22 protein-coding genes and 1 tRNA gene are annotated in these 23,254 nt (G+C 69.1%); 16 read left to right on the forward strand and 7 right to left on the reverse strand.

The features are described from left to right. Positions 1-171 precede the first annotated feature (171 nt). Positions 172-618 (reverse strand): pesticin immunity protein, encoded by a 447-nt coding sequence (locus AC1PMG_RS13100; protein ID WP_481109162.1) that lies wholly within the window; start codon positions 616-618, stop codon positions 172-174. 263 nt (positions 619-881) lie between these two features. Here AC1PMG_RS13100 and AC1PMG_RS13105 point away from each other — a divergent pair, with 263 nt between their 5' ends. After that, a complete protein-coding gene (locus AC1PMG_RS13105; protein ID WP_043095602.1) occupies positions 882-1,577 on the forward strand; it encodes a hypothetical protein in 696 nt (231 codons plus the stop codon). A 200-nt stretch (positions 1,578-1,777) separates the two neighbouring features. On the opposite strand, the gene AC1PMG_RS13110 is transcribed toward AC1PMG_RS13105, so the two are convergent. The 3 genes from AC1PMG_RS13110 to AC1PMG_RS13120 form a co-directional block, all read right to left on the reverse strand. Next, positions 1,778-2,215 carry a hypothetical protein gene (locus AC1PMG_RS13110; RefSeq protein ID WP_017914143.1) on the reverse strand — a complete coding sequence of 146 codons (438 nt, stop codon included), beginning with the start codon at positions 2,213-2,215 and terminating at the stop codon, positions 1,778-1,780. 419 nt (positions 2,216-2,634) lie between these two features. Next, positions 2,635-3,450: an amidohydrolase gene (locus tag AC1PMG_RS13115; protein WP_481109163.1), complete on the reverse strand. Its 816-nt coding sequence runs from the start codon at positions 3,448-3,450 to the stop codon at positions 2,635-2,637. A gap of 106 nt (positions 3,451-3,556) precedes the next feature. Beyond that, positions 3,557-4,705, reverse strand: coding sequence for a pyridoxal phosphate-dependent aminotransferase (locus AC1PMG_RS13120; RefSeq protein ID WP_481109164.1), 1,149 nt, complete (start codon positions 4,703-4,705; stop codon positions 3,557-3,559). Positions 4,706-4,911: 206 nt separating this feature from the next. Here AC1PMG_RS13120 and ccmA point away from each other — a divergent pair, with 206 nt between their 5' ends. From ccmA to metX, 10 genes are all read left to right on the forward strand, one after another. Beyond that, positions 4,912-5,559, forward strand: coding sequence for a heme ABC exporter ATP-binding protein CcmA (ccmA, locus tag AC1PMG_RS13125; protein WP_010343781.1), 648 nt, complete (start codon positions 4,912-4,914; stop codon positions 5,557-5,559). After that, complete coding sequence (ccmB, locus tag AC1PMG_RS13130; protein WP_017907306.1) at positions 5,556-6,251, forward strand: heme exporter protein CcmB; 696 nt, start codon at positions 5,556-5,558, stop codon at positions 6,249-6,251. The genes ccmA and ccmB overlap by 4 nt, the downstream gene beginning before the upstream one ends. A gap of 128 nt (positions 6,252-6,379) precedes the next feature. Then, complete coding sequence (gene ccmC, locus AC1PMG_RS13135) at positions 6,380-7,129, forward strand: heme ABC transporter permease CcmC (protein WP_481109165.1); 750 nt, start codon at positions 6,380-6,382, stop codon at positions 7,127-7,129. Further along, positions 7,126-7,302, forward strand: coding sequence for a heme exporter protein CcmD (locus AC1PMG_RS13140; RefSeq protein ID WP_481109166.1), 177 nt, complete (start codon positions 7,126-7,128; stop codon positions 7,300-7,302). Before ccmC ends, AC1PMG_RS13140 begins: the two co-directional genes overlap by 4 nt. Then, positions 7,299-7,748, forward strand: a complete 450-nt coding sequence (ccmE, locus tag AC1PMG_RS13145) for a cytochrome c maturation protein CcmE (protein ID WP_481109167.1) — start codon at positions 7,299-7,301, stop codon at positions 7,746-7,748. Before AC1PMG_RS13140 ends, ccmE begins: the two co-directional genes overlap by 4 nt. Positions 7,749-7,973: 225 nt before the next feature. After that, entirely contained in the window at positions 7,974-9,908 is a 1,935-nt protein-coding gene (locus tag AC1PMG_RS13150) for a heme lyase CcmF/NrfE family subunit (RefSeq protein ID WP_481109168.1), read from the forward strand. Further along, positions 9,908-10,513 carry a DsbE family thiol:disulfide interchange protein gene (locus tag AC1PMG_RS13155; RefSeq protein WP_481109169.1) on the forward strand — a complete coding sequence of 202 codons (606 nt, stop codon included), beginning with the start codon at positions 9,908-9,910 and terminating at the stop codon, positions 10,511-10,513. Before AC1PMG_RS13150 ends, AC1PMG_RS13155 begins: the two co-directional genes overlap by 1 nt. Beyond that, complete coding sequence (locus AC1PMG_RS13160) at positions 10,510-10,965, forward strand: cytochrome c-type biogenesis protein (RefSeq protein WP_481109170.1); 456 nt, start codon at positions 10,510-10,512, stop codon at positions 10,963-10,965. Before AC1PMG_RS13155 ends, AC1PMG_RS13160 begins: the two co-directional genes overlap by 4 nt. A gap of 4 nt (positions 10,966-10,969) precedes the next feature. Then, positions 10,970-12,004 (forward strand): tetratricopeptide repeat protein, encoded by a 1,035-nt coding sequence (locus AC1PMG_RS13165; protein ID WP_481109171.1) that lies wholly within the window; start codon positions 10,970-10,972, stop codon positions 12,002-12,004. A 292-nt stretch (positions 12,005-12,296) separates the two neighbouring features. Further along, on the forward strand, positions 12,297-13,409 hold the full coding sequence (gene metX / locus AC1PMG_RS13170) for a homoserine O-acetyltransferase MetX (protein WP_481109172.1): 1,113 nt from the start codon (positions 12,297-12,299) through the stop codon (positions 13,407-13,409). 289 nt (positions 13,410-13,698) lie between these two features. Here the strand turns inward: metX and AC1PMG_RS13175 are convergent, their stop codons facing one another. The 3 genes from AC1PMG_RS13175 to cydD form a co-directional block, all read right to left on the reverse strand. Next, on the reverse strand, positions 13,699-15,618 hold the full coding sequence (locus AC1PMG_RS13175) for a S8 family peptidase (RefSeq protein WP_481109173.1): 1,920 nt from the start codon (positions 15,616-15,618) through the stop codon (positions 13,699-13,701). A gap of 268 nt (positions 15,619-15,886) precedes the next feature. Further along, entirely contained in the window at positions 15,887-17,584 is a 1,698-nt protein-coding gene (gene cydC / locus AC1PMG_RS13180; protein ID WP_481109174.1) for a thiol reductant ABC exporter subunit CydC, read from the reverse strand. Then, on the reverse strand, positions 17,581-19,326 hold the full coding sequence (cydD, locus tag AC1PMG_RS13185) for a thiol reductant ABC exporter subunit CydD (protein ID WP_481111670.1): 1,746 nt from the start codon (positions 19,324-19,326) through the stop codon (positions 17,581-17,583). Before cydD ends, cydC begins: the two co-directional genes overlap by 4 nt. A gap of 272 nt (positions 19,327-19,598) precedes the next feature. On the opposite strand from cydD, the gene AC1PMG_RS13190 reads away from it, so the two are divergent. From AC1PMG_RS13190 to AC1PMG_RS13210, 5 genes are all read left to right on the forward strand, one after another. Continuing rightward, positions 19,599-21,188 carry a cytochrome ubiquinol oxidase subunit I gene (locus AC1PMG_RS13190; RefSeq protein ID WP_481109175.1) on the forward strand — a complete coding sequence of 530 codons (1,590 nt, stop codon included), beginning with the start codon at positions 19,599-19,601 and terminating at the stop codon, positions 21,186-21,188. A gap of 19 nt (positions 21,189-21,207) precedes the next feature. After that, entirely contained in the window at positions 21,208-22,359 is a 1,152-nt protein-coding gene (gene cydB, locus AC1PMG_RS13195; RefSeq protein WP_342073584.1) for a cytochrome d ubiquinol oxidase subunit II, read from the forward strand. Between the two features lie 23 nt (positions 22,360-22,382). Next, entirely contained in the window at positions 22,383-22,514 is a 132-nt protein-coding gene (gene cydX, locus AC1PMG_RS13200; RefSeq protein WP_017912084.1) for a cytochrome bd-I oxidase subunit CydX, read from the forward strand. Positions 22,515-22,574: 60 nt separating this feature from the next. Next, positions 22,575-22,651, forward strand: a tRNA-Pro gene (locus AC1PMG_RS13205). A gap of 279 nt (positions 22,652-22,930) precedes the next feature. Next, complete coding sequence (locus tag AC1PMG_RS13210) at positions 22,931-23,248, forward strand: hypothetical protein (protein WP_481109176.1); 318 nt, start codon at positions 22,931-22,933, stop codon at positions 23,246-23,248. The last annotated feature ends 6 nt before the right edge of the window (positions 23,249-23,254 follow it).

Genomic DNA, 23,254 nt, shown 5'->3' on the forward strand with positions numbered 1-23,254 from the left:
GACGCCGGCGCGGTACGCGCCGGCCCGCCCCGCACCCGACAGGGCGCCTGCGCAAGCGGCGCCCTGTTTTTTTTATGGGGACGCTATCGACAACGGGGACGGCGCGCGCCGTCAGGCTGCGGCAGCCCCCTCACGCAGGTGCGACGGCCCGCAGCGCGGCCGCCCGTGCACTCAGGCGCCGGCAGGCGCGTTCCTGCAGTCCGCAAACCCCGCCGGGATCTGCTTGGCGGTCCACTTGCCCTGAGACGCTGTGGAGACGAGCAACGCCGAGGTTGCGTCGTAGCTGGGGGCCTGTGTCGCGCCGGGCCTGGCCAATCCCGTGTCATGGAAGCACAGACGCACGGACGTGGCATCGGCCGACAGCACCTCGAAGCGCATCATCCAGCCCTTGTCGGCCTCGAGCAGGCGCGCGCCATGGGCGGTTTTGGTGACATCCACGAAACCATAGTCCGCGAACGTCGTCTTCCCCGGCAGGCGGCGGGGGCCGACCGAGTTGGGGAACGAGGTCAGGTCCAGGTGCTGGACGACCGCGTCGACGACGCCTGCCTGCTGCGATACGGCCGGAGACGACGCGCCGACGCCAAGCGCGAGAAGGCCAACAAGCATTCCGGAGGTCATGCGGACGATCTCGCGCGCGGAGGGAGTCGCGGATGATAAGCGCCGGGAACGCCGGCGCCCAAGGGAGATTGCCGTGCGCGTTGGCTGCCGCCCAGACGGCGCCCGACAGCGTCGCGCAGGCTCGGACGACAAGGGCGTGGCGACACCAGCCCACCCGCCGTTGCGCCGTTCGCCCTGCGCGGACGAAGCCGATATCCTGGCGCATCTGGCGGCCGCCGCGGGTGGCCGCCCTCACCGACCAGGAATTCCCGATGACACGGAAGATGAAGATCGCCCTGCCGCTGCTGATCGCCGGCGTACTGAGCCTCGGCGCCTGCCAGAAGGCGCAGCAGAAGGCCCAGGAAGAGATCGCCGCAGCGCAGAACCCCTACCCGGCCAGTTCGCCGCTGCACGCGCCGTTCGATCGCATGCTGCGCAAGCTGGCCAACGATCCGCGCTACGTGGCGCTGCTCAAGCAGAGCGGCCCGCAGGCGCAGCAGGCCGGCTTCCAACTGGCGCAGAACGGCATCGCGCGACTGGACCACGCCACGCTGGAACAGCGCCTGCAGATCCTGTCGCAGGTCAGCGACAAGGTCGACGTACCGCAGTGCGCCGTGCTGGCGCGCGGCGGCAACCCCAACGATGCGCAGGCGCTGAGCGCGGCGATGCTGTCGGGCCTGGAAAAGCTGCCGCAGGCGCAGATCGACCGCTGGTTCGACGTCTCGCTGAAGGCCACCGACGCGGAGTTGAACAAGACCCCGGCGCAGCCGGTGAGCCAGGAGCAGATCCAGGCGGCGATGGGCACCCTGGTCAAGTCGCTGCCCGCCGACCAGCAGCAGCGCCTGATGCGGGTGCTGCCGGAGATCGCCAAGGCCAGCGACGAGGACGCCTGCTGGACGGCGCGGACCCTGTACCGCCAGGCGCTGGCGACGCCCGAGCCGGTACGTGGCCAGTTGGCCTGGGTGTTCGCGCAGCAGTAAGCGCGCACCAGCGCGAAACGCGCCCTGGCGTAGGGCGCGGTTTGCCGGGTCGCATCGCATCTCCGCCGCACGGCGGACTTCCGGCCGAGTTGCCGAGAGAAACCTTTGACCGAAAAAAATCCAGGCGCACCGCGCCTGGATGTTTTGTTGCGTCGTCTCCGCCCTGGCTGCAACGCAGGGTCAGGGCGGAACGCAGCCTCTTACTTGCGGCGCTCGATCACGAAGTTACCGACGTTGACGCCCAGATCGACGCCTTCGCCGGTGCCGGCCAGGGCCAGCGAGATATCGCCCTTGGTGACGACCTGCGCGGTGCTGGACTTGACCACGCCGGCATGCGCTTCGGCTGCGGCGTAGGTGCCGAACAGATCGTTGAGGCTATAGGCGCCGGTGAAGGTGCCGCGGCCACCGACGATCTTCGACTTGCCGACCGTCAGGCCACCGCCCTTGCTGCTGATCTTGACCGGGATCACCGCGCCGTCGTTGCAGGTGATGGTGCCGGTGCCCTTGGCGGTCTTGTAGAACACCGACCAGCCCGACAGGTTGAAGGACAGCTTGCAATCGATGTTGCCGGCGGCCTGGGCCTGCGGCGCGAGCGCGGCCGCACCCAGCAGTGCGAGCAGAGAGAGCGACTTGATCATGTGGGCATTCCGGGTGGGTGGACAAGGCGCGAGGGTAGCAATGGGTTTGTCGCGGCCGCGACAAGGTTGCGCGGGTGTCGCGCGGGCGTTCAGCAGGCATTTCCACTCGCGTCGGCCAGACGCCAGGACGAGTTGCAGTCCGGTCGATGGGCAGGCGGGGCGCGGCGCCAACCAAGGACAGGTCCATGACGGAGGCCGCGGCTCAGCCGGGATACGTCGCCGCGCCGGCGCTCGCCACGATCAAGCCAGATCCAGCTTGTCTTGTAGGAGCGGCTTCAGCCGCGATGGGCTTTCCCGGGAAGGCCCATCGCGGCTGAAGCCGCTCCTACGGAACGCGTGCTTTCGCCATCAGAGGCACCCGCGTTTCCAGCCACGCCAGGCACGTTGCGGCGACCCCGGCAGCAGCCACTTCTCCCCCACTAGTCGTCGAGGCTGAAGGCATCCGCATCGAGCATGGCCGGGAAGCGCGCGCGGTGCGCGGCCAGCGCGGCGGCGGAGATCGTGGTGGTGGCGACCTGCTCGCGCTCGCGGATCTCCAGTTGCGGCTGGCCGAGGAAATCGATCACCGCGCTGTCGCCGGCATAGTGCAGCTCGTTGCCGTCCACGCCGACGCGGTTGACCGCGGCCACGAAGCACAGGTTCTCGATCGCGCGGGCGCGCAGCAGCGTGCGCCAGGCATAGGCCCGCGCCGACGGCCAGTTGGCGACGAACAGCTGCAGGTCGAAATCCAGCTGTCCCGGGCGCTCGACGTCGTAGCGATTGCGGCAGAACACCGGGAAGCGCAGGTCGTAGCAGACCTGCGGATTGATCCGCCAGCCCTTCCACTCCACGCACAGGCGCGCGCGCCCGGCGGCGTAGCGCAGGTGTTCGTTGCCATAGCGGAACAAATGGCGCTTGTCGTAATGCTGCAATGCGCCGTCCGGCGTGGCCCACAGCAGGCGGTTGAACACCTTGGCCTCGCCATCGCCGCCGGGCACGCGCAACTGCACGCTGCCGGTCACCGCCGCGCCCAGCCGTGCCGCCTGCTCGCGGATCCACGCCACGGTCGGCCCGTCCATGTCCTCGGCCTGCGCCAGCGCGTCGTTGGAGAAGCCGCTGGTGAAGGTCTCCGGCAGGATCACCAGGTCGGTAACGCCGGCCAGCGGCGCCAGCAGCTCGCCGTAGTGCGCGCGGTTGCCGGCCGGATCGTGCCAGCGGGTGTCGCCCTGGACCAACGAGATCCTCAGATCGTTCATAGCAGGGAATCGGGAAAGGAGAATAGGGAATGGGTAAAGGCTAAGCGCATCGGCGAGTTTTCACCATTCCCCATTCCCGAATCCCCAATCCCGGCGACTTCGCGCGCTACAGCGCGCGAAGTCGCTCGATCGCCGCATCCAGCGTCGCCTCGTTCTTGGCGAAGCACAGCCGCGCCAGGCGCTGGGCGGGCGGCGGGTCCTGGTAGAACGGCGACAGCGGGATCGCCGCCACGCCCTTCTCGATGGTCAGCCACTTCACGAACTCGGTATCGGGCAGGTCGCTGACCGCCGAATAGTCCACCAGCTGGAAGTAGCCGCCGGGCACCGGCAGCGGCTTCAGCCGGGTGCCCAGCAACTGCTCACGGAAACGGTCGCGCTTGGCCTGGTAGAACGCGCCGAGCTGCTCGTCGTGCTCGGGCTCCTCGCGGATCATCGCGGCGAAGGCGTGCTGGGCCGGGCCGAAGCTGGCGAAGGTGTTGTACTGGTGGACCTTGCGGAACTCGGCGCTGAGCGCCGGCGGCGCGATCGCGTAGCCGATCTTCCAGCCGGTGCAGTGATAGGTCTTGCCGAAGCTGGAGACGACGAAGGCGCGTTCGCGCAACTCCGGCCAGCGCAGCACCGACTCGTGGCGGCGGCCGTCGAACACGATGTGCTCGTAGACCTCGTCGGAGATCAGGAAGATGTCGCTGCCGCGCAGCAGGTCGGCCACCGCCTGCAGATCGTCGGCGCCGAACATGGCCCCGGACGGGTTGTGCGGGCTGTTGAGCATCAGCAGGCGGGTGCGCGGGGTGATCGCCGCACGTACGCGCTCCCAGTCCACCGCGAACGTGTGCGGGTCCAGCGGCACGTGCACCGCACGCGCGCCGGCCAGGTCGATCGCCGGCTCGTAGCTGTCGTAGGCCGGATCCAGCACGATCACCTCCTCGCCCGGGCGCACCACGGCGTGGATGGCGTTGAACAGCGCCTCGGTGGCGCCGCTGGTGACGGTGACCTCGGTGTCGGCATCGACCTGGGCGCCGTAGCAGCGCAGCGCCTTCTCGGCGATCGCCTGGCGCAGCGCCGGCACGCCGGTCATCGGCGGGTACTGGTTGTGGCCGTCGCGCATGGCGCGGGCCAGCGCCTCGATCAGCCGCGGCGGCACCGGGAAATCGGGAAAGCCCTGGCCCAGGTTGACCGCGCCGTGCTCGGCGGCCAGTTGCGACATCACGGTGAAGATGGTGGTGCCCACCTTGGGCAGCTTGGTCTGCGGATGCATGGGGGGATCTGCGGGCAGCGGGAAAACGCCGAGTGTACGCAAAGCCGCTTGCCGGCGATGCGCCATACCGCCGCCGCGCCACTGACGCAGCGCATGCGCATCGCCGCGTGTGGCCGCCGCCGGCATCCGCCGGACGCCCGCATGCCGATACAATGCGCGCCTTCCCTTGCCGCCCGCCGCCGCGCCATCCGCCGCGGCCTTCGCCGATGACCGATCCGCTGTACACCCCGCCGCCGCTGCTGGCCGCGCACGGGCTCACGTTCGCCCGCGACGACGCGGCGGTGTTCGGTCCGCTGGACTTCCATCTGGATGCCGGCGAAGCGCTGCTGGTGCAGGGCGACAACGGCGCCGGCAAGACCACCCTGCTGCGGGTGCTGGTCGGCCTGCTGCGCGCCGAGGCCGGGCGCATCGAGATCGACGGCCACCCGGTGCGGCGTGGCGACCGCGCCCGCTTCATGGCCTACCTGGGCCACCTGGGCGCGCTGAAGGCCGACCTGAGCACCCTGGAGAACCTGCACTACCTGTGCGGCCTGCAGGGGCGCCGGGCCAAGCAGATGCCCGGCAGCGCGCTGGCAATCGTCGGCCTGGCCGGCTACGAGGACACCCTGGTGCGGCAGTTGTCGGCCGGGCAGAAGAAGCGCCTGGCGCTGGCGCGGATGTGGCTGTCGCCGGCGCCGCTATGGCTGCTCGACGAGCCCTACGCCAACCTCGACCTGGACGGCATCACCCTGGTCAACCGCATGATCGCCGCGCACCTGCGCAGCGGCGGCGCGGCCCTGGTCACCACCCATGGCGCCTATGCCGCGCCACCGGTGCGCACCCGCATGCTGACCTTGAGCGGAGTCGCCGCATGAGCCTGGCCACGCCCGTTCCTTCCCTCTGGCAGGCCACCCGTGCGCTGCTGCTGCGCGACCTGCGCCTGCTGTGGCGGCGTCGCGGCGACGCGCTGCAGCCGGCGCTGTTCGCCCTGTTGATCGTGGCCCTGTTCGCGCTGGCGCTGGGCAACCAGCCGCGCCTGCTCGGCGAGGTGGCCGGCGCCGCGCTGTGGCTGGCGGTGCTGCTGGCCGGCCTGCTGGCGCTGGACAGCCTGTTCCGCAGCGACGCCGAGGACGGCTCGCTGGAGCAATGGCTGCTGGCGCCGGTGCCGCTGGCCTGGCTGGTGCTGGTGCGGGTGCTGCTGCACTGGGTCACCACCGCGTTGCCGCTGATCGTGGCCGCGCCGCTGCTCGGCGAATTGCTGCACCTGCCACATGACCGCATGCCGGTGCTGCTGGCATCGTTGGCGCTGGGGACCCCGCTGCTGAGCCTGCTCGGCGCGGTGGTCGCGGCGCTGACGGTGGGCATGAAGCGCGCCGGCATCCTGGTCGCGCTGCTGGCCCTGCCGCTGTACGTGCCGGTGCTGGTGTTCGGCGCCGGCAGCGTGGCGGCGGCGGCGCAGGGCCTTGATCCGGCCGGCGGCCTGCTGTTGCTGGCCGCGGGCCTGGTCGCGGGCCTGGTGCTGGCGCCGTTGGCGGCGGCCGCGGCGATCCGCATCTCGCTGAGCTGAGCCGTTGGCGCAGCGCCGGCGCGGCGGCGGCCGTACCATGCCAGCGCAGTGCTCCCTCGCCGTTCCGTCGTTGTCGCATCGAATGTTGTCGCATCGAAGCCCGCCTTCCGCCAGCTAGAATCGTTCGCATGGCCTCTCTCGTCCGCTGGTTCCACCAACTCGGTTCGCCGCCAACCTTCGATCGCTTCGCTGCGCGCTGGACTCCGTGGTGCTACCTGGCGGCGCTGCTGCTGGCCGGCGTGGGCATCTGGCAGGCCCTGTTCGTGGTCCCGGCCGACCGCCTGCAGAGCGACGCCTTCCGCATCCTCTATATCCATGTGCCCAGCGCCTGGATGAGCCTGTTCGTGTTCGGCCTGATGGCCGTGTACGCGGCCATCGCCCAGGTCTGGCGGATCAAGCTGTGCGAGATCCTGGCGATGGCCTGCGCGCCGATCGGTGCCGCCTTCACCCTGATCACCCTGCTGACCGGCAGCATCTGGGGCAAGCCGATGTGGGGCGCCTGGTGGGACTGGGACCCGCGCCTGACCACCGAGCTGATCCTGTTGTTCCTGTACATCGGCGTGATGGGCCTGTACCTGGCGATCGAGGACCGGCGCACCGCCGCACGCGCGGCCGGGTTGCTGGCCATCGTCGGCGTGGTGCTGCTGCCGGTGATCCGCTATTCGGTGGTGTGGTGGAACTCGCTGCACCAGGGCCAGACCATCCGCCTGTTCGGCCAGTCCAGCATGGACCCGAGCATGCTGCCGCCGCTGTGGCTGATGGTGGCCGCGACCAAGTTCTGGTTCGCCGGCTCGCTGCTGGCGCGCGCGCGTGCCGACAACCTGCGCCGCGAGGCCGGCAAGGACTGGGTGACGCACCTGGCGGAGGCACGCGGATGAACTACCTGCCGTATGTGGTCGGTGCCTATGCAGTGTTCGCCGGCGTGCTGCTCGCCGATTTCGTGCTGGCGCGGCTGCAGGTGCGCAATGCGCTGCGGGCGGCACGGCTGCGCGCACAACGCAAGCGCCAGGCCAAGGCCGAACCGACGCCGCCGCTGGAGCTGAGCCGATGAACCCGCAGCGCAAGCGTCGCCTGCTGTGGCTGATGCTGCTGGTGCTGGCCGCCGGCCTGACCACCACGCTGGTGGCGATGGCCCTGCAGCGCAACACCGCCTACCTGTACACCCCGGCCGAGGTGCTGGCCGGCAAGACCGGCGCGCACGCGCGCTTCCGCCTCGGCGGCATGGTCGAGAAAGGCTCGTTCCAGCGCGCCCCGGGGTCACTGCAGTCGCATTTCCGGGTCACCGACGGCGATGCGCAACTGACCGTGCGCTACGACCGGATCCTGCCCGACCTGTTCCGCGAGGGCCAGGCGGTGGTGGCCACCGGCAGCATGCGCGATGGCGTGTTCGTCGCCGAGGACGTGCTGGCCAAGCACGACGAGACCTACATGCCGAAGGAACTGGCGGACAAGATGGGCAGCGCGCATCGCAAGCATGATGTGGGGGTGGCGCAGTGACGGCTCGGACAGCGCGGGACCCGAACAGCCGGGACTCGGGACCCGGGACCCGGGACCCGGGAAAGCGGTTGCGCGACATCTGCAACTTGGCAGCGCATCCACGCATCGGAACTGGCACGGTCCGTTTTTGCTTCGCACGCATCCCGCCCCGCTCCGCGACCAACCTACAGACCTCGCCTACGCGCTCTTCCGGGTCCCGGGTCCCGGGTCCCGAGTCCCGGCCGCATGCTGCCTGAGGTCGGTCAGCTCCTGCTGATCCTCGCCCTGCTCACCGCCGTGCTGCAGGCGCTGCTGCCGCTGGCCGGCGCGCAGCGCGGCGACGCGCGCTGGATGGCGGTGGCGCGGCCGGCGGCGTTCGCGCAGCTGGCCTTGGTGGCCGGCGCCTTCGCGATCCTCACCCATGCGTTCGTGACCCAGGACTTCTCGGTGGCCTACGTCGCCGAGAACTCCAATTCGCTGCTGCCGCTGGTGTACCGCTACTCGGCGGTGTGGGGGGCGCACGAGGGCTCGCTGCTGCTGTGGACGCTGATCCTGGCGCTGTGGACCGGCGCGGTCGCGCTGTACTCGCGGCGCCTGCCGGCCCCGGTGGTAGCGCGGGTGATCGGCACCCTGGCGCTGGTCAGCGTGGGCTTCCTGGCGTTCCTGCTGTTCACCTCCAACCCGTTCGCGCGGCTGCTGCCGGCGCCGCTGGAAGGACGCGATCTCAATCCGCTGCTGCAGGATCCCGGCCTGGTGATCCATCCGCCGCTGCTGTACGCCGGCTATGTCGGCTTCGCGGTGCCGTTCGCCTTCGCCATCGCCGCGCTGCTGGACGGCCAGGTGGACGCGCGCTGGCTGCGCTGGACGCGGCCGTGGACCAACGTGGCCTGGGGCTTTTTGACCATCGGCATCGCCCTCGGCAGCTGGTGGGCGTACTACGAACTGGGCTGGGGCGGCTGGTGGTTCTGGGACCCGGTGGAGAACGCCAGCTTCATGCCGTGGCTGGCCGGCGCGGCGTTGCTGCATTCGCAGGCCGTGACAGAGAAGCGCGGCAGCTTCGGCACCTGGACCCTGTTGCTGGCGATCGCCGCGTTCTCGCTGTCGCTGCTGGGCACCTTCCTGGTCCGCTCGGGCGTGCTGACCAGCGTGCACTCCTTTGCCGCCGATCCGGCCCGCGGCCTGTTCATCCTGGTGTTCCTGAGCCTGCTGTGCGGCGGCGCGCTGCTACTGTACGCGCTGCGCGGCGGCCGCGTGGCGGTGGCGGCCGACGAGGCGCGGCAACGCTTCGCGCCGGCGTCGCGCGAGACCCTGCTGCTGGCCAACAACCTGCTGCTGACCTGCGCCTGCGCCATGGTGCTGCTGGGCACGCTGTATCCGCTGCTGGCCGATGCGCTGGACCTGGGCAAGCTATCGGTGGGGCCGCCCTACTTCGGCACCTTGTTCATCGTGCTGATGGCGCCGCTGGTGGCGCTGCTGCCGTTCGGCCCGCTGACCCGCTGGCAGCGCGAACAGGCGTCGCGGCCGCTGGCGCTGCTGGCGCCGTGGGCCGGGCTGGCCCTGCTGGCCGGCGCGATCGGCTTCTTCCTGGCGCCGCAGGGCGCGTGGAAGACCGCTGCCGGCGTCGCCGCCGCGACCTGGGTGCTGCTGGGCACCGCGCGCTTCGTATGGAGCCGGCGGCAGCTCAAGGGCAGCCGTTTTACCGCCGAGATGCTGGGCATGACCCTGGCCCATACCGGCATCGCAGTGTTCCTGGCCGGCGCGTTGCTGGTCGAGGCGCTGGAGCAGCAGCGCGAAGTGGCGCTGGCGCCCGGACAGCACCTGGAGCTGGGCCGCTACCGGTTCGAGCTGCAGGGGCTGGACCAGCGCAAGGGCCCCAACTACGTGGCCGAACGCGCGCATGTGCAGGTGCTGCGCGACGATCGCCCGCTGGCGCTGCTGCACCCGGAAAAGCGCCTGTACGCCAGCGGCGGCCAGAACATGACCGAAGCCGGCATCCACCCCGGCCTGTTCGGCGACGTCTACGTCGCCCTCGGCGAGCCGCTGGGCGGCAATGCCTGGGCGATGCGCGTCCACGTCAAACCCTTCGTGCGCTGGATCTGGCTTGGCGCGGCGCTGATGGCGCTGGGCGGTTTCGTCACCGCCGCCGACCGGCGCTTCCGTCGTTCCCCGGAGACCCCCTGATGTCCGCTCCCGCTCCACGTCGCCTGCCGCTGCCCGCCATCCTGCTGGGCGCCCTGTTCTTCCTCGGCCTGCTGGCGTTGATGGTGTATGCGGTGCAGCGTTCCGGCAGCGCCGATCGCGACGCGCTGCCCTCGGCGCTGATCGGCAAGCCGGCGCCGGCGTTCGAACTGCCGCTGCTGCACGACGCTTCGATCCGCGTGCGCAGCAGCGAGTTGCTGGGCGCGCCGTACGTGCTCAACGTGTGGGGCAGCTGGTGCCCGGCCTGCCGCGAGGAACACCCGGTGCTGACCCGCTTCGCGCTGAGCAAGCGTGTGCGGGTGATCGGCTACGACTGGAAGGACACCCGCGAGGACGCGCTGCGCTGGCTGGAGCAGCTCGGCAATCCGTTCCTGGCGGTACTGTTCGATCCCGAAGGACGCACCGCGATCGACTGGGGCGTGGCCGCGGCGCCGGAGACCTTCCTGGTCGACGCGCGCGGCGTGGTGCGCTGGAAGCATGCCGGGCCGCTGACCGATGCGATCATCCGCGACGAACTGCTGCCGGCGTTGCAGCAGGCCGAGCGCGACGCCCCGCCGACGCGGGCGCAGGGCAAGGCCACGCCATGAACCTCGGCCGGCGCGCGCTGCGGCTGGGCCTGCTGGCGTTGCTGGCATGGTCTGCGCTGGCCGGCGCCGAACCGGTGTCCGATCCGACGCCGCTGGCCTACCGCTCCGCCGCCGAGGAAGCGCGCTTCCATGCGCTGACCGCGGAACTGCGCTGCGTGCAATGCCAGAACCAGTCGCTGGCCGACTCGCACGCGCAGATCGCCATGGACCTGCGCCGCGAAGTGCTGGAACTCATGCACCAGGGCAAGTCGGATGCGCAGATCAAGCAGTTCCTGGTCGATCGCTACGGCGAGTTCGTGCTGTACCGGCCGCAACTGGAAGCGCGCACCTGGCTGCTGTGGTTCGGCCCCTTGCTGCTGCTGGCCGGCGGCGCGCTGGTGCTGATCCGGATGGTACGGCGGCGCGCGCCCGCGGCGACCGCGCTGCCGCTGCAGGACGAACAGGAATGGTGAGGCGATGCTGAGTTGGGGCATGTCGGCCGCGGCGGTGGCGCTGGCGGCGCTGGTGTTCGCAATCGTGTTGTGGCCGCTGCGCCGCGGCGGCCGCCGCAACGGCGCATTGCTGGCGGTCGCGGTGCTGGCGCTGGGCGTGGCGAGCGCGGCGCTGTACGCCCTGGTCGGCACCCCGCGCGCGCTGCAGGCGCAGAACCGCGAGGCACCGCGCACGCTGGAGGACGGCGTGAAGCAACTGCAGGCGGCGCTGGCCAAGGATCCGAACCGCGCCGACGGCTGGGCCTTGCTCGGCCGCAGCCAACTGTCGCTGGGGCACGCCAGCGAGGCCGCGGCCGCGTTCGAGCGTGCAGTGCGCCTGGCGCCGGAACAGGCGCCGTTGCTGATCGAAGCGGCCGAGGCGCGTGCGCTGGCCAACCCGCAACGACAGTTCGACGACCAGGCACTGGCCTGGCTGCAGCATGCCCTGCAACTGGCGCCGGGCAGCGAACGCGGCGCCTGGTTCCTCGGCATCGCCCAGCGCCAGCGCGGCCAGGACGCCGCCGCAGCTGCCACCTGGGAAGCGCTGTTGCCGCGCGTGGATGCGGCCACCGCCGCGGCACTGCGGCCGCAGATCGACGCGGCGCGCAGTGCGGCCGGCCTGCCCGCCTTGTCCACCGCCGGCGCCACGGCGCAGCCTGACAAGGCGCCGGCGACCGCCGGCCTGACCGTGACGGTGTCGCTGGACCCGGCGTTCGCCGCCCGCGTGCGCCTGCGCGGCGACGCCAGCGTGTTCGTGATCGCGCGCGTGCCGGACGGCCCGCCGATGCCGGTGGCGGTGCAGAAGCATCCGCTGCAGTCACTGCCGTTGCGGGTGACGCTGAGCGATGCGGACAGCCCGATGCCGACACAGAAACTCTCGCAACTCAAGCAGGTGCAGGTGGTCGCGCGGCTGTCGGCCAGCGGTAATGCCATGCGCCAGGACGGCGATCTGGAATCGGCACCGGTGACAGTGACCCTGCCGGCGACCGCGCCAGTGGAGTTGGTGATCGGCAAGCCCTGACCACTGCAACCTCGTGCAGACGCGGTGGATGTCGACCGCCGCCAGAGGCGCCTACAGCAACGGCGGGGGCATCGCGTAGGAGCGGCTTCAGCCGCGACGCGCGTTACCTGCAATGCCGTCGCGGCTGAAGCCACTCCTACTCGACAACGACTGTGCCGCACTCTGGCGCGGCAAAAACGATTCGTACAAGCCGGAACCGCGTCTGCGCACCAGCGGCGGCCATCGCCATCGGCATGCTGCATCTCGCGCCACGCATACGCCGGATGCGCAATCGCGCGGCTAGAATCGAGGCATGACCGAATTCATCCCGCCCGGCAGCCGCTTCCTCGCCCTGCCCTCGCCGTTCCCGATGAAACGTGGTGGCCAGCTGCACGGCGCGCGGGTCGCCTACGAAACCTGGGGCACGCTGTCGGCCGCGCGCAACAACGCGGTCCTGATCGTCACCGGACTCTCGCCCGACGCGCATGCCGCGGCCAATGCCGACGATCCCACGCCAGGCTGGTGGGACGGCATGCTCGGCCCGGGCAAGCCGATCGACACGCAGCGTTGGTTCGTGATCTGCGTGAACTCGCTGGGCAGTTGCAAGGGCTCGACCGGTCCGGCCTCGCCGCACCCGGACGACGGCCAGCCGTATCGCCTGCGCTTCCCTGAGTTGTCGATCGAAGACGGTGCCGACGCCGCCGCGCAGGTGGTGCGAGCGCTGGGCATCGCGCAGCTGGCCTGTGTGATCGGCAACTCGATGGGCGGCATGACCGCGCTGGCGCTGCTGCACCGGCATCCGGGCCTGGCGCGCAGCCACATCAATATCTCCGGCAGCGCGCAGGCACTGCCGTTCTCGATCGCGATCCGCTCGCTGCAGCGCGAGGCGATCCGCCTGGATCCGAACTGGAACGGCGGCGAGTACGACGAAGCGACCTATCCCGAGTCGGGCATGCGCATGGCGCGCAAGCTCGGCGTGATTACCTACCGTTCGGCGCTGGAATGGGACGGGCGCTTCGGCCGCGTGCGGCTGGACTCGGACCAAACCGACGACGATCCGTTCGGCCTGGAATTCCAGGTCGAGAGCTACCTGGAAGGCCACGCCCGCCGCTTCGTGCGCCGTTTCGACCCGAACTGCTATCTGTACCTGAGCCGCTCGATGGACTGGTTCGACCTGGCCGAACCCGCCGGCGGCGACGTGCTGGCCGGCATCGCCACGATCCAGATCGAGCGCGCGCTGGCGATCGGCGCCAACACCGACATCCTGTTCCCGGTGCAGCAGCAGCAACAGATCGCCGACGGCCTGCGCGCCGGCGGCGCACAGGCGCAGTTCCTGGGGCTGGATTCGCCGCAGGGCCACGATGCCTTCCTGGTCGATTTCGCGCGGTTCGGGCCGGCGGTGCGGGCGTTTCTGGACGCGCTGTGAGTGGTGCGGTGTATTGACCGTACCACTCCATCATGCGGTGCCTGGCGCTGCCGTCGTCGGCATCGGTCGAGATGGGCTTACCTCAAGATGCATCCCGCTCGGTGAGTTGAGTCCCTCCGGACACCTCGCACTTGGCAGATCGTCCGCGCACAACCGCAGCCACGGCCGTACGCACGGACCGACTGAAACGCTGGCGACACCCGGAACTAGAAAGGCAGAAGCGAGAGCACGGCAGATCCTTTGCCGTACTCTCACCGATCGTTGCAGCAGAACGCCGGCAACGATGAAATCAGTTGAACCGCGGCATGTCCGCCAGCGCGGTGTTCTGGATCAGCGTCTCGCCATTGAACTCGAAGTAGCGGCCATAGGCGGTGATCACCTCATGTCGATTGCTCTTGAGCTCACGCGTGTCGAACTTGCACGCCTCGCCTGCCGGCCCGTAGTTGCAGATCTGCTGATAGCGCGCAACGCTCTGCAACGGACCGGAAGCAAGCAGATTGCCGTTGGCATCCCACATCCAGTACTGGCCATAGGCGTTGACCGACTCGACCAGCCCGCCCCATTCCGGGAACACGACCAGCGAGCGCGTGTCGAACACGCAAGGATTGCTCTGGGTTTTCTGGTAACACGGCCCATTGGCGGCAGCGTATCGCGGTACGTCGTGCAGCGCTCCACCCTGCGGGCCGAATGGCTGACCGTTAGTGTCAAAGTTCCAGTAACGGCCATAGGCGGTAATGGATTCCAAATAGCCCACACCCGGATAGTTCACTTCGGCGCGGGTATCAAACTTGCAGGGCTTTTTACGCATGACGAACTGGGTCGTACACGGTCCGTTGCCTCCCGCGTAAACCGAAGAGCTACTGAGCGGCACAGGAAGCGTGACCGGCAAGCCCTGAGCATCAAACTTCCACACGTGGCCGTAAGCGGTGACGGTCTCGGTGCCATCCGGCGCTACATCCATGCTATCCAGAGTGCACTGCGCCTGTCCCGACTTGCCAGGTACGTTGTAACGGCACGCGCCAGCGGACATGCCCTGACCGGCGACACTGCGTGCGGCACTGACGGCGGCTTCGGCGTTCAGCAGACCTGCGCCACACCCGCCGGAGGGACACACCATCGGACCTGCCGAAGCCTGCAGAATGCTTGTGATCTGAGCGGGACTCAAAGACGGATTGACTGAGAGCATCAGTCCGATGACGCCACTAACATGAGGTGTTGCCATCGAAGTACCACTTAGAAAGCGATAGCAATGCACCCATTGGGTACCAGTGCCCTCGGCCCAAGCCGACATCACGCCTACTCTGCTGGTGCTGACGCCCTTGTTTCCTACATTGTTCAAAATGGGACAGGCTCCCTCTCCCGCACCGAATACACCATCTTCTCGGGTCGCTCCTCCGCCCGGCGCCGTCAACGTCAGCGATGCACCACCATTGCTGTACGGAGCTTCCACATTAGGCTCTTGCGGCGTGCCGAGGGAGGCACCTACGGAGATCACCCCGGGACAGGACGCTGGACTGACATTTGCCACATCCACCCGAGATTCTGGCACTCCCTCGTTGTCGTATTTGATATCGGGCGTATTGTGGTTGCCTGCTGCGGCGACTACAGGTACGCCGGCCGCTATCGCGCCGGCAATCGCGGCGCGGGTAAGCTTGTAATTGCCACTACTGCTGCACGAGATATTTGCCTGGGCAAAACTGAGGTTGATCACGCGCGCACCAGACTGCACTGCCACCTGGATACCGTCAGCGATACTCGCATCGGTTAGCGATGTCTTGATCGAAAGGACTTCACACTGCGGGCATACTCCGGCAATACCCTCACCATTCCGGGTTCGGGCCGCCACGATACCCATGACATGAGTTCCATGCGCACCGGAGCCAATGTATCTAGAGTCTTCACCATTGCCATCTAGCGTCTCGGTCGCATCCCAGTAAGTCGCGAGACCAGCGCCATCTTTCGCCCAGTTGATATCCGGATGCTCGGAATATCCAGTGTCAACCACCGCCACACGGATCTTTTCCCCACCCGACGGGGCCAGCGCCCAGGCTTGCGGCGCGCGAATCGCATTGAGCGTCCACTGCTGCGCCGAAAGCGGATCATTGGTCAGCGCCTGCGCGTGGAGCGTGCCACTCAAGGACAAGCCTGCCATCACCCCGAAGCGCACTAGAGTAGACAGACGTTTCTTTACGAACATTGTTCCAGACATAAGTGAAACTCCTTTTCTCTGATGGGCAACCCCCTGTCGCCCGGTCATCCGGAAAGACACTGACTACCGCTTCGTGGTGTTCGTTCCGCATCACCGACCGTCGCGAAATTCTAGAGCGGCGACGTCTCACAGGCCGACACTGACGGTGCGTTGTATACCATCAGAGAATCTCGTCCCAGTTGCCATCGTTCTGCAACGTGCGTGCTTGGAGGTTGACGCCATTTGTGGCACACGTGCGCCACGCGTGACCAGTCACGCTGCGCGTGTCTCACACCGTGTCGTCGCCCGACGCTTCGACGCTGCGCACGAGTTTCCCGTCCTGCAACCGATAGCGCACATGCACCACGCCCTCGGGCAGCGCATCGTGGCTGATCAGCAGCAGGCTGCGCTGCCCCAGCGCCTGCGCCAGGTCGCGCAGCAGCGCCTGTGCGGTGTCCACGTCCAGGCCTTCGGTGGGTTCGTCCAGCACCAGCAGCGGTGCCTCGCGCAACAGGGCGCGGGCCAGGGCCAGGCGCCGCGCCTGGCCGGCGGACATGGTGGCGCCGTTTTCACCGAGCCAGGCGTCGAGGCCGCCGACTTCGTGCAGCCAGGCGTCGAGCCGCACGTCGGCCAGCACCCGCTGCAGGCGCGCATCGTCGGCCGATGGATCGCCCAGGTGCAGATTGTCGCGCACGCTACCGGCGAACACCGGCGCGCCCTGCGGCAGCCAGGCGATGCGGCGATGCCACTGCGCCTCGGCCACCTCACGCAAATCCGTGCCGGCGTAGCGCACGCTGCCCTGTTGCGGATCCCACAAGCGCAGCAGCAATGCCGACAGGGTCGTCTTGCCGCTGCCGCTGTCGCCGGAGATGGCGATGCGCTCGCCCGGCGCGATGCGCAGGGACACACCGTCGAGCACGCGCCGGGTCTCGCCCGGCCAGGCGAAGACGACGTGGTCGAACTGCACCTCGCCATTGGCCGGCAGCGGTTGCGGTTGCGCCGGGTCGAGCACCGGTGGCGCCTGCCCGGCGATCGCCTGTAAGCGCCGCGCGGCGACGCGGCCGGACTGCAGCGCCTGCCAGGCCAGGCCGGCCCCGGCCCAGACCTCGAGCAGGGCCACGGTCAGGAACACCAGGCCGGCGGCCTGTTCGGCGCTGATCGCGTCGGCACGCGCCGCACCCAACGCCACCCACAGCATCGCCAGCAGACCAAATGCCGCGCACAGCGCATGCAAGGCGTTGCCGCCGATCAGTCGCTGCCGCTGGCGCCGGTCCTCCGCGCGCACCGCCTGGGCGCTGGCGTCCACGCGTGCGATCCACGTGGCTTGCGCGTCGAGCGCGGCCAGGTCGGCGGCGCCCTCCAGGCCTTCGTAGGCCAGGGTGCGCAAGGCTTCGCGCTGCTGCGCGCGCGCACGTTCGCGGGCGTCGCCGTCGCGCGCCACCACCCACGGCACGCCGAGCCCGATCGCCAGCGCCAGCGCGGTCAGCACCAGCGCCGCCGGCCCGTGGATCGCCGCTGCCGCGGCGATGCCGATCGTGCCGGCGCCGAGCAATGCGGCCAGCGGCGCAAGTGCGCGCACCACCAGGCCGTCGACCTCGCCGATGTCCGACATCAGCCGTGCCAGCAGTTCGCCGGTGCGGCTGGCACCGAGCCGTGCCGGTGCCAGCGGCAGCGCGCGACGGAAGAACCACACGCGCAGATCGCGGGCGATGCGCAGCGTGGCATCGTGCCCGACCAGCTTTTCGCCGTAGCGCGAGGCGATGCGGGCGAAGGTCAGTGCGCGGATGCCGGCCGACGGCGAGAAGAAGTTGAAACCGCTGCCCATGCCGACCGCGCCGGCCAGCGCCGCGGCGGTGAGGAAGCCGCCGGACAGGCCGAGCAGCCCGACTCCGGCCAGCATCGTGCACAGCACCAGCAGCGCGGTCAGCAGCAGCCGGCCGAGATGGCGGCCGAACACGCCGCGCAAGGTATCGCGGGTGCCGCTCATGGCTGCGCTCCGTGGGTCGCGGCGGAGGTGGTGCGTGCCGGCAACCGCAGCACGGTATCGGCCCAGCGCATCGCCGCCTCGCTGTGGGTGGCGACGATCACGCTGCGGCCGCGGGCGAAGTCCGCCAGCGTACGCAGCAGGTCCGCCTCGGTGTCCGCATCCAGGAACGCGGTCGGTTCGTCCAGCAACAGCAGTTCCGGATCGCGCAGCAACAGCCGGGCCAGGCCGATGCGTCGCGCCTCGCCGCCGGACAGGCCGAAGCCGCGCTCGCCGATCGGCGTGTCCAGGCCCTGCGGCAGACGCGCGGCGAAACGCAGCACCTGCGCCGCCTCGGCGGCGGCATGCAGCTGCGCAGCGCTGGCCTGCGGATCGGCCAGGCGCAGGTTGTCGGCGATGCTGCCGTGGAACAGATACGGGCGCTGCCCGGCGTAGCCGATACGCAGCCCCCTGCGCACCTGCAAGGTGCCGGCACGCGGTGGCAGCCACCCGGCCAGTGCTTCCAGCAGCGTGCTCTTGCCGCTGCCGCTGGGTCCGACCAGGGCCAGGCGCTGGCCGGCATGCAGGTCGACATCCAGGCCCTGCACCGCATCGCAGCGCGCGCCCAGCGGACGCAGATGCAGCCCGCGTGCGCGCAGCAGTGGCGCCTCCGCACGCGTCGCGCCCGCTGCAGGCGCGGAAGACATCGCTGCAGTGGCATCGGTCTCGATCGGCGTCACGGCACCAACATCGTTCGACACGGCGGCACCCTCGTCGCACGCGACTGGCACGTCCGTGGCCTGCGGCAGGCTTTCCAGCAGGCGCTCCACCTCGGCCGCCGCGGCCAGCGCGTTGGCGCGGTCGTGGTAATGCGCGGCCAGGCGCCGCAGCGGCGCATAGAACTCCGGCGCCAGCAGCAGGCAGAACACGCCGGTGCCCAGGGTCGGCACGCTGCCGTGCAGGGCGATCATGCCGAGGTAGCTCAGGCCCAGGTACAGCGCGACGATCGCCACGCTGACCGAGGCGAAGAACTCCAGCACGGTGGACGACAGGAACGCGATGCGCAGCACTTTCAGCGTGCGCTCGCGCACGCCCTCGGCGGCAGCGGCGATCCCGCGCAGTTCGTCGTCGCCGCGCCCGTACAGGCGCAACAGGCCCAGGCCCTTGAGCCGGTCGGCGAAGTGCCCGCCCATCCGCGCCAACTCGCGCAACTGCCGGCGGCCGGCGGCTTCGGCGCCCCAGCCCACCAGCATCATGAAGATCGGCACCAGCGGCGCGGTGAACAGCAGGATCAGCCCGACCACCCAGTCGCTCCAGGCCACCGCCAGCACGATCAGCAGCGGCACCACGCTCACTTCCCAGCGCGCGGGCCGGTAGCCGGCGTAGTAGCCGTCCAGCGCATCGCCATGCGCCAGCAGCAGTTCGCCCAGTTCGCCGTTGCGCTGCCCACGCAGCCACAGCGGCCCGCGCTGCAGCAGTTGCCGGTACACGCGCCGGCGCAATTCGAGTTTCGCCGCATCGGCGACATCGCCGGCAGCCCGCTGCGCGGCGGCGCCGAGCCAAGCGCGCAGGACCAACACCAGCGCCAGCAGGCCGAAGGCCGGCAGTGCCTGCGCCAGGTCGCGGCGCTCGACCAGCAGCGCCTGCACCAGCCAGGCGATGGCGCCGGCCTGCACGATCAGCAGCGCGCCGGAGACGCTGATGGCCGCCGCGGCCAGGCGCTGGCGGCCGCGCGCGGCCGCAGCCAGGGCATCCAGCCAGCGCATGCGCTGCTGCCGCTGCTGCGGCGTATCGGCGGGCAGTGCGGTGGACGGCTCGGCGGAATCGGTCAAAACGGGCTCGGCGCGGCGAACGAAGTCGCCAGTTTAGCGGGAAGGCGCTTCCGGGCCGGAACCGCCGTGGCCGCCACGATGCCGGGCGCCCCGGTTGCGCACATTGATCTGAATCAAGGTCGAACGCACCGGCGCGGCGGAAGATCGCTTCCAATCTCCCGCCACTCGGCCACCCAGATGCACATCTTCCACGAGGTAGCACAGCCATGATCGACACCACTGTCGTAGAGCTGTCGCGGCTGCAGTTCGCCATGACCGCGATGTACCACTTCCTGTTCGTCCCGCTCACCCTGGGCCTGTCCTTCATGATCGCGATCATGGAGAGCGTGTACGTCATGACCCGCAAGGACGTGTGGCGGCGCATGACCCTGTTCTGGGGCGTGCTGTTCGGCATCAACTTCGCGATGGGCGTGGCCACCGGCATCGTCATGGAGTTCCAGTTCGGCATGAACTGGTCCTACTACAGCCACTACGTCGGCGACATCTTCGGCGCGCCGCTGGCGATCGAAGGGCTGATGGCGTTCTTCCTGGAAGCGACCTTCATCGGCCTGTTCTTCTTCGGCTGGAGCAAGCTCACCCCGGTCAAGCACCTGATGGTGACCTGGCTGATGGCGCTGGGCACCAACCTGTCGGCGGTGTGGATCCTGATCGCCAACGGCTGGATGCAGAACCCGACCGGCGCGGTGTTCAACCCGGACACCATGCGCATGGAAGTGGTCGACTTCATGGCGGTGGTGTTCAACCCGGTGGCGCAGGCCAAGTTCGTGCATACGGTCAGCGCCGGCTACGTGACCGGTGCGGTGTTCGTGATGTCGATCAGCGCGCTGTACCTGCTGCGCGGCAAGCACCGCGACATCGCCCGGCGTTCGTTCGCGGTGGCCGCCGCGTTCGGCCTGGCGTCCTCGCTGTCGGTGGTGGTGCTGGGCGACGAGAGCGGCTACGCCGCCAACGAACACCAGAAGATGAAGCTGGCCGCGATCGAAGCGATGTGGGAAACCGAGCAGGCGCCGGCCGACTTCACCGCCTTCGGCATCCCCAACCAGGCCACCGGCAAGAACGACTACGCGATCAAGGTGCCGTACCTGATGGGCCTGATCGCCACGCGCTCGTTGAACACGCCGGTGCCGGGCATCCTGGAACTGGTCAAGCGCGCCGAGCACCGCGTGCGCGGCGGGCAGATCGCCTACGGCGCGCTGCAGCGGCTCAAGGCCAACCGCAACGATGCCGAGGCGCGCGCGGTGTTCGATCGCCACTGGCAGGACCTGGGCCACGGCCTGCTGCTCAAGCGCTACCGCGAGGACATCCTCAACGCCACGCCGGAGGAGATCGCCAAGGCCGCGCTGGACACGGTGCCGCGGGTGCTGCCGCTGTTCTGGACGTTCCGGGTGATGGCCGGCCTGGGTTTCTACCTGATCGCCTTCTTCGCCGCCGCGCTGTGGTTCTCGTGCAAGCACAATTTCGAGGACAAGCGCTGGTTCCTGAAGCTGGCGCTGTGGACCCTGCCGGCGCCGTGGATCGCGATCGAGTGTGGCTGGTTCGTGGCCGAGTACGGCCGCCAGCCGTGGGCGGTGGAAGGCGTGCTGCCGACCTTCTACGCCGCTTCCGGCCTGGCCCTGCACGACATCCTGATCACCCTCGCCGGCTTCGTGGCGATCTACACCACGCTGCTGATCATCGAGATCAAGCTGATGCTCAAGGCGATCCGCAAGGGACCGGACGCGCTGCCGGCCCTGCTGCAGCCCGCCCCGCGTCCCGTTACCCCGATCGCCGCGCCTGCGACCGCCGGCCACCTCTGACCCCGGCAGGAGACACACCATGGACTTCATTGCATTGGACTACACCACGCTGCGCGTGATCTGGTGGCTGCTGCTGGGCATCCTGCTGATCGGCTTCGCGGTGATGGACGGATTCGACCTGGGCGTCGGCGCGCTGCTGCCGTTCGTGGCCAAGACCGACGCCGAGCGCCGGCTGGTGGTCAACACCATCGGCCCGGTCTGGGAAGGCAACCAGGTCTGGTTGATCCTGGGCGGCGGCGCCATCTTCGCCGCCTTCCCGCCGCTGTACGCGGTGAGCTTCTCCGGCTTCTACCTGGCGATGTTCGTGATCCTGTTCGCGCTGATCCTGCGCCCGGTCGGGTTCAAGTTCCGCGGCAAGCTGCCCAGCCAGCGCTGGCGCAACGGCTGGGACTGGGCGCTGTTCGTCGGCGGCTTCATCCCGGCGCTGATCATGGGCGTGGCGGTGGGCAACGTGCTGCTGGGCGTGCCGTTCCACTTCGACGACACCCTGCGGGTGTTCTACACCGGCAGCTTCTTCGGCCTGCTGATGCCGTTCGCCCTGCTCGCCGGCCTGCTCAGCGTGAGCATGCTGGTGGCGCACGGCGCGGCGATGCTGGTGCTGAAGACCGACGGCCCGGTGGCCGAGCGCGCGGCGCGCTACGGCAGCCTCGCCGCCCTGGTGGCCTGCGCGCTGTTCGCCGGCGCCGGGGTATGGGTGGCCACCGGCCTGCCCGGCTATGCGGTCACCTCGCAGGTGGTCACCGACGGCGCCACCAATCCCCTGCTGAAAACCGCCGTGCTCGGCGAGGTGGGCGGCTGGATGCACAACTACCAGCGCATGCCGCTGACCGCCCTGGCCCCGGCCGCCGGCCTGCTCGGCCTGCTGCTCAGCGCGGTGCTGCTGCGCAAGCGCCGCGGCGGCCTGGCGTTCATCGCCTCCGGCGCGGCCATCGCCGGCATCATCCTGACCGTGGGCTTTGCGATCTTCCCGTTCCTGCTGCCCTCCTCCAGCCAGCCCGGCTCCAGCCTGACCGTGTGGGACGCCTCCAGCAGCCACCTGACCCTGTGGATCATGCTGCTGGCCACCGTGGTGTTCCTGCCGATCATCCTCGGCTACACCACCTGGGTGTACCGCGTGCTCAAGGGCAAGGTCACCGCCGCCTCCCTGGACGACAACCCCAACGCGTACTGACGCGCCCGCAAGGAGAAACGATCATGTGGTACTTCGCCTGGATTCTCGGTGTCGGCCTGGCCTCCACCGCCGCCATCCTCAACGGCATGTGGTTCGAGGCGCGCGAGCGCAACGCCGCGGATGCCGCCGCGGACGCGGCCGACGCGGCGGACTGAAATTTTTTTGCAAAGGCGCTTGCCGAATGCGGAAGACCTCCGTATCATGTGCGGCTCCTTCGGGGTGTAGCTCAGTCTGGTAGAGCGCTACGTTCGGGACGTAGAGGTCGCAGGTTCGAATCCTGTCTCCCCGACCAGTTTCAAGGTCACAAGAAGCCTGGAAAACCACAGTTTTCCGGGTTTTTTTGTGTCCGCAATCCGGTGCGGCCACGCAGCGCGGCCACCACCCGCCGCCGCCCGCCTCCGTCTTCTCGAAGCAGCCTGGCCTTGACGCCCGGGCCCGGCGCCTCGCCACAATGGCGACGGGGAAGCGGCGCATGCATCACGACCTGCGTCTTCGGCGACGACACGCGCCGAAGGCGAGATGGCGGGCATGTCCGTTTCGATGCTCACCACTCCGACGACGGACACATGCCATGAAACTGCAAACCGCACTCTGCCTCTCACTGATTTCGCTCTACTGCGCGCCGGTAGCAGCGGTGACCGAACTCGACAAATCGGTGGATCGGGTGGGCATCCAGAACAACTACGCCTACTTCGCAATCAAGGACAACCTTTCCGTCTCGTGCAAGTTCGACATCATCTACCTCAACCTGACCAGCGATTTCGGAAAAGCCGCGTATGCGAACATCCTGGCGGCCCAGGCTGGGGGCAGAAAGCTGTCCCGGTTCGATTACGACCAGGTCGCCCCCGGCGAAATGTGCACCCTTTCTCTGGTTGAGTCACGCAGCTGAGCTGGA

Source organism: Xanthomonas sp. NCPPB 2250, assembly GCF_056725265.1.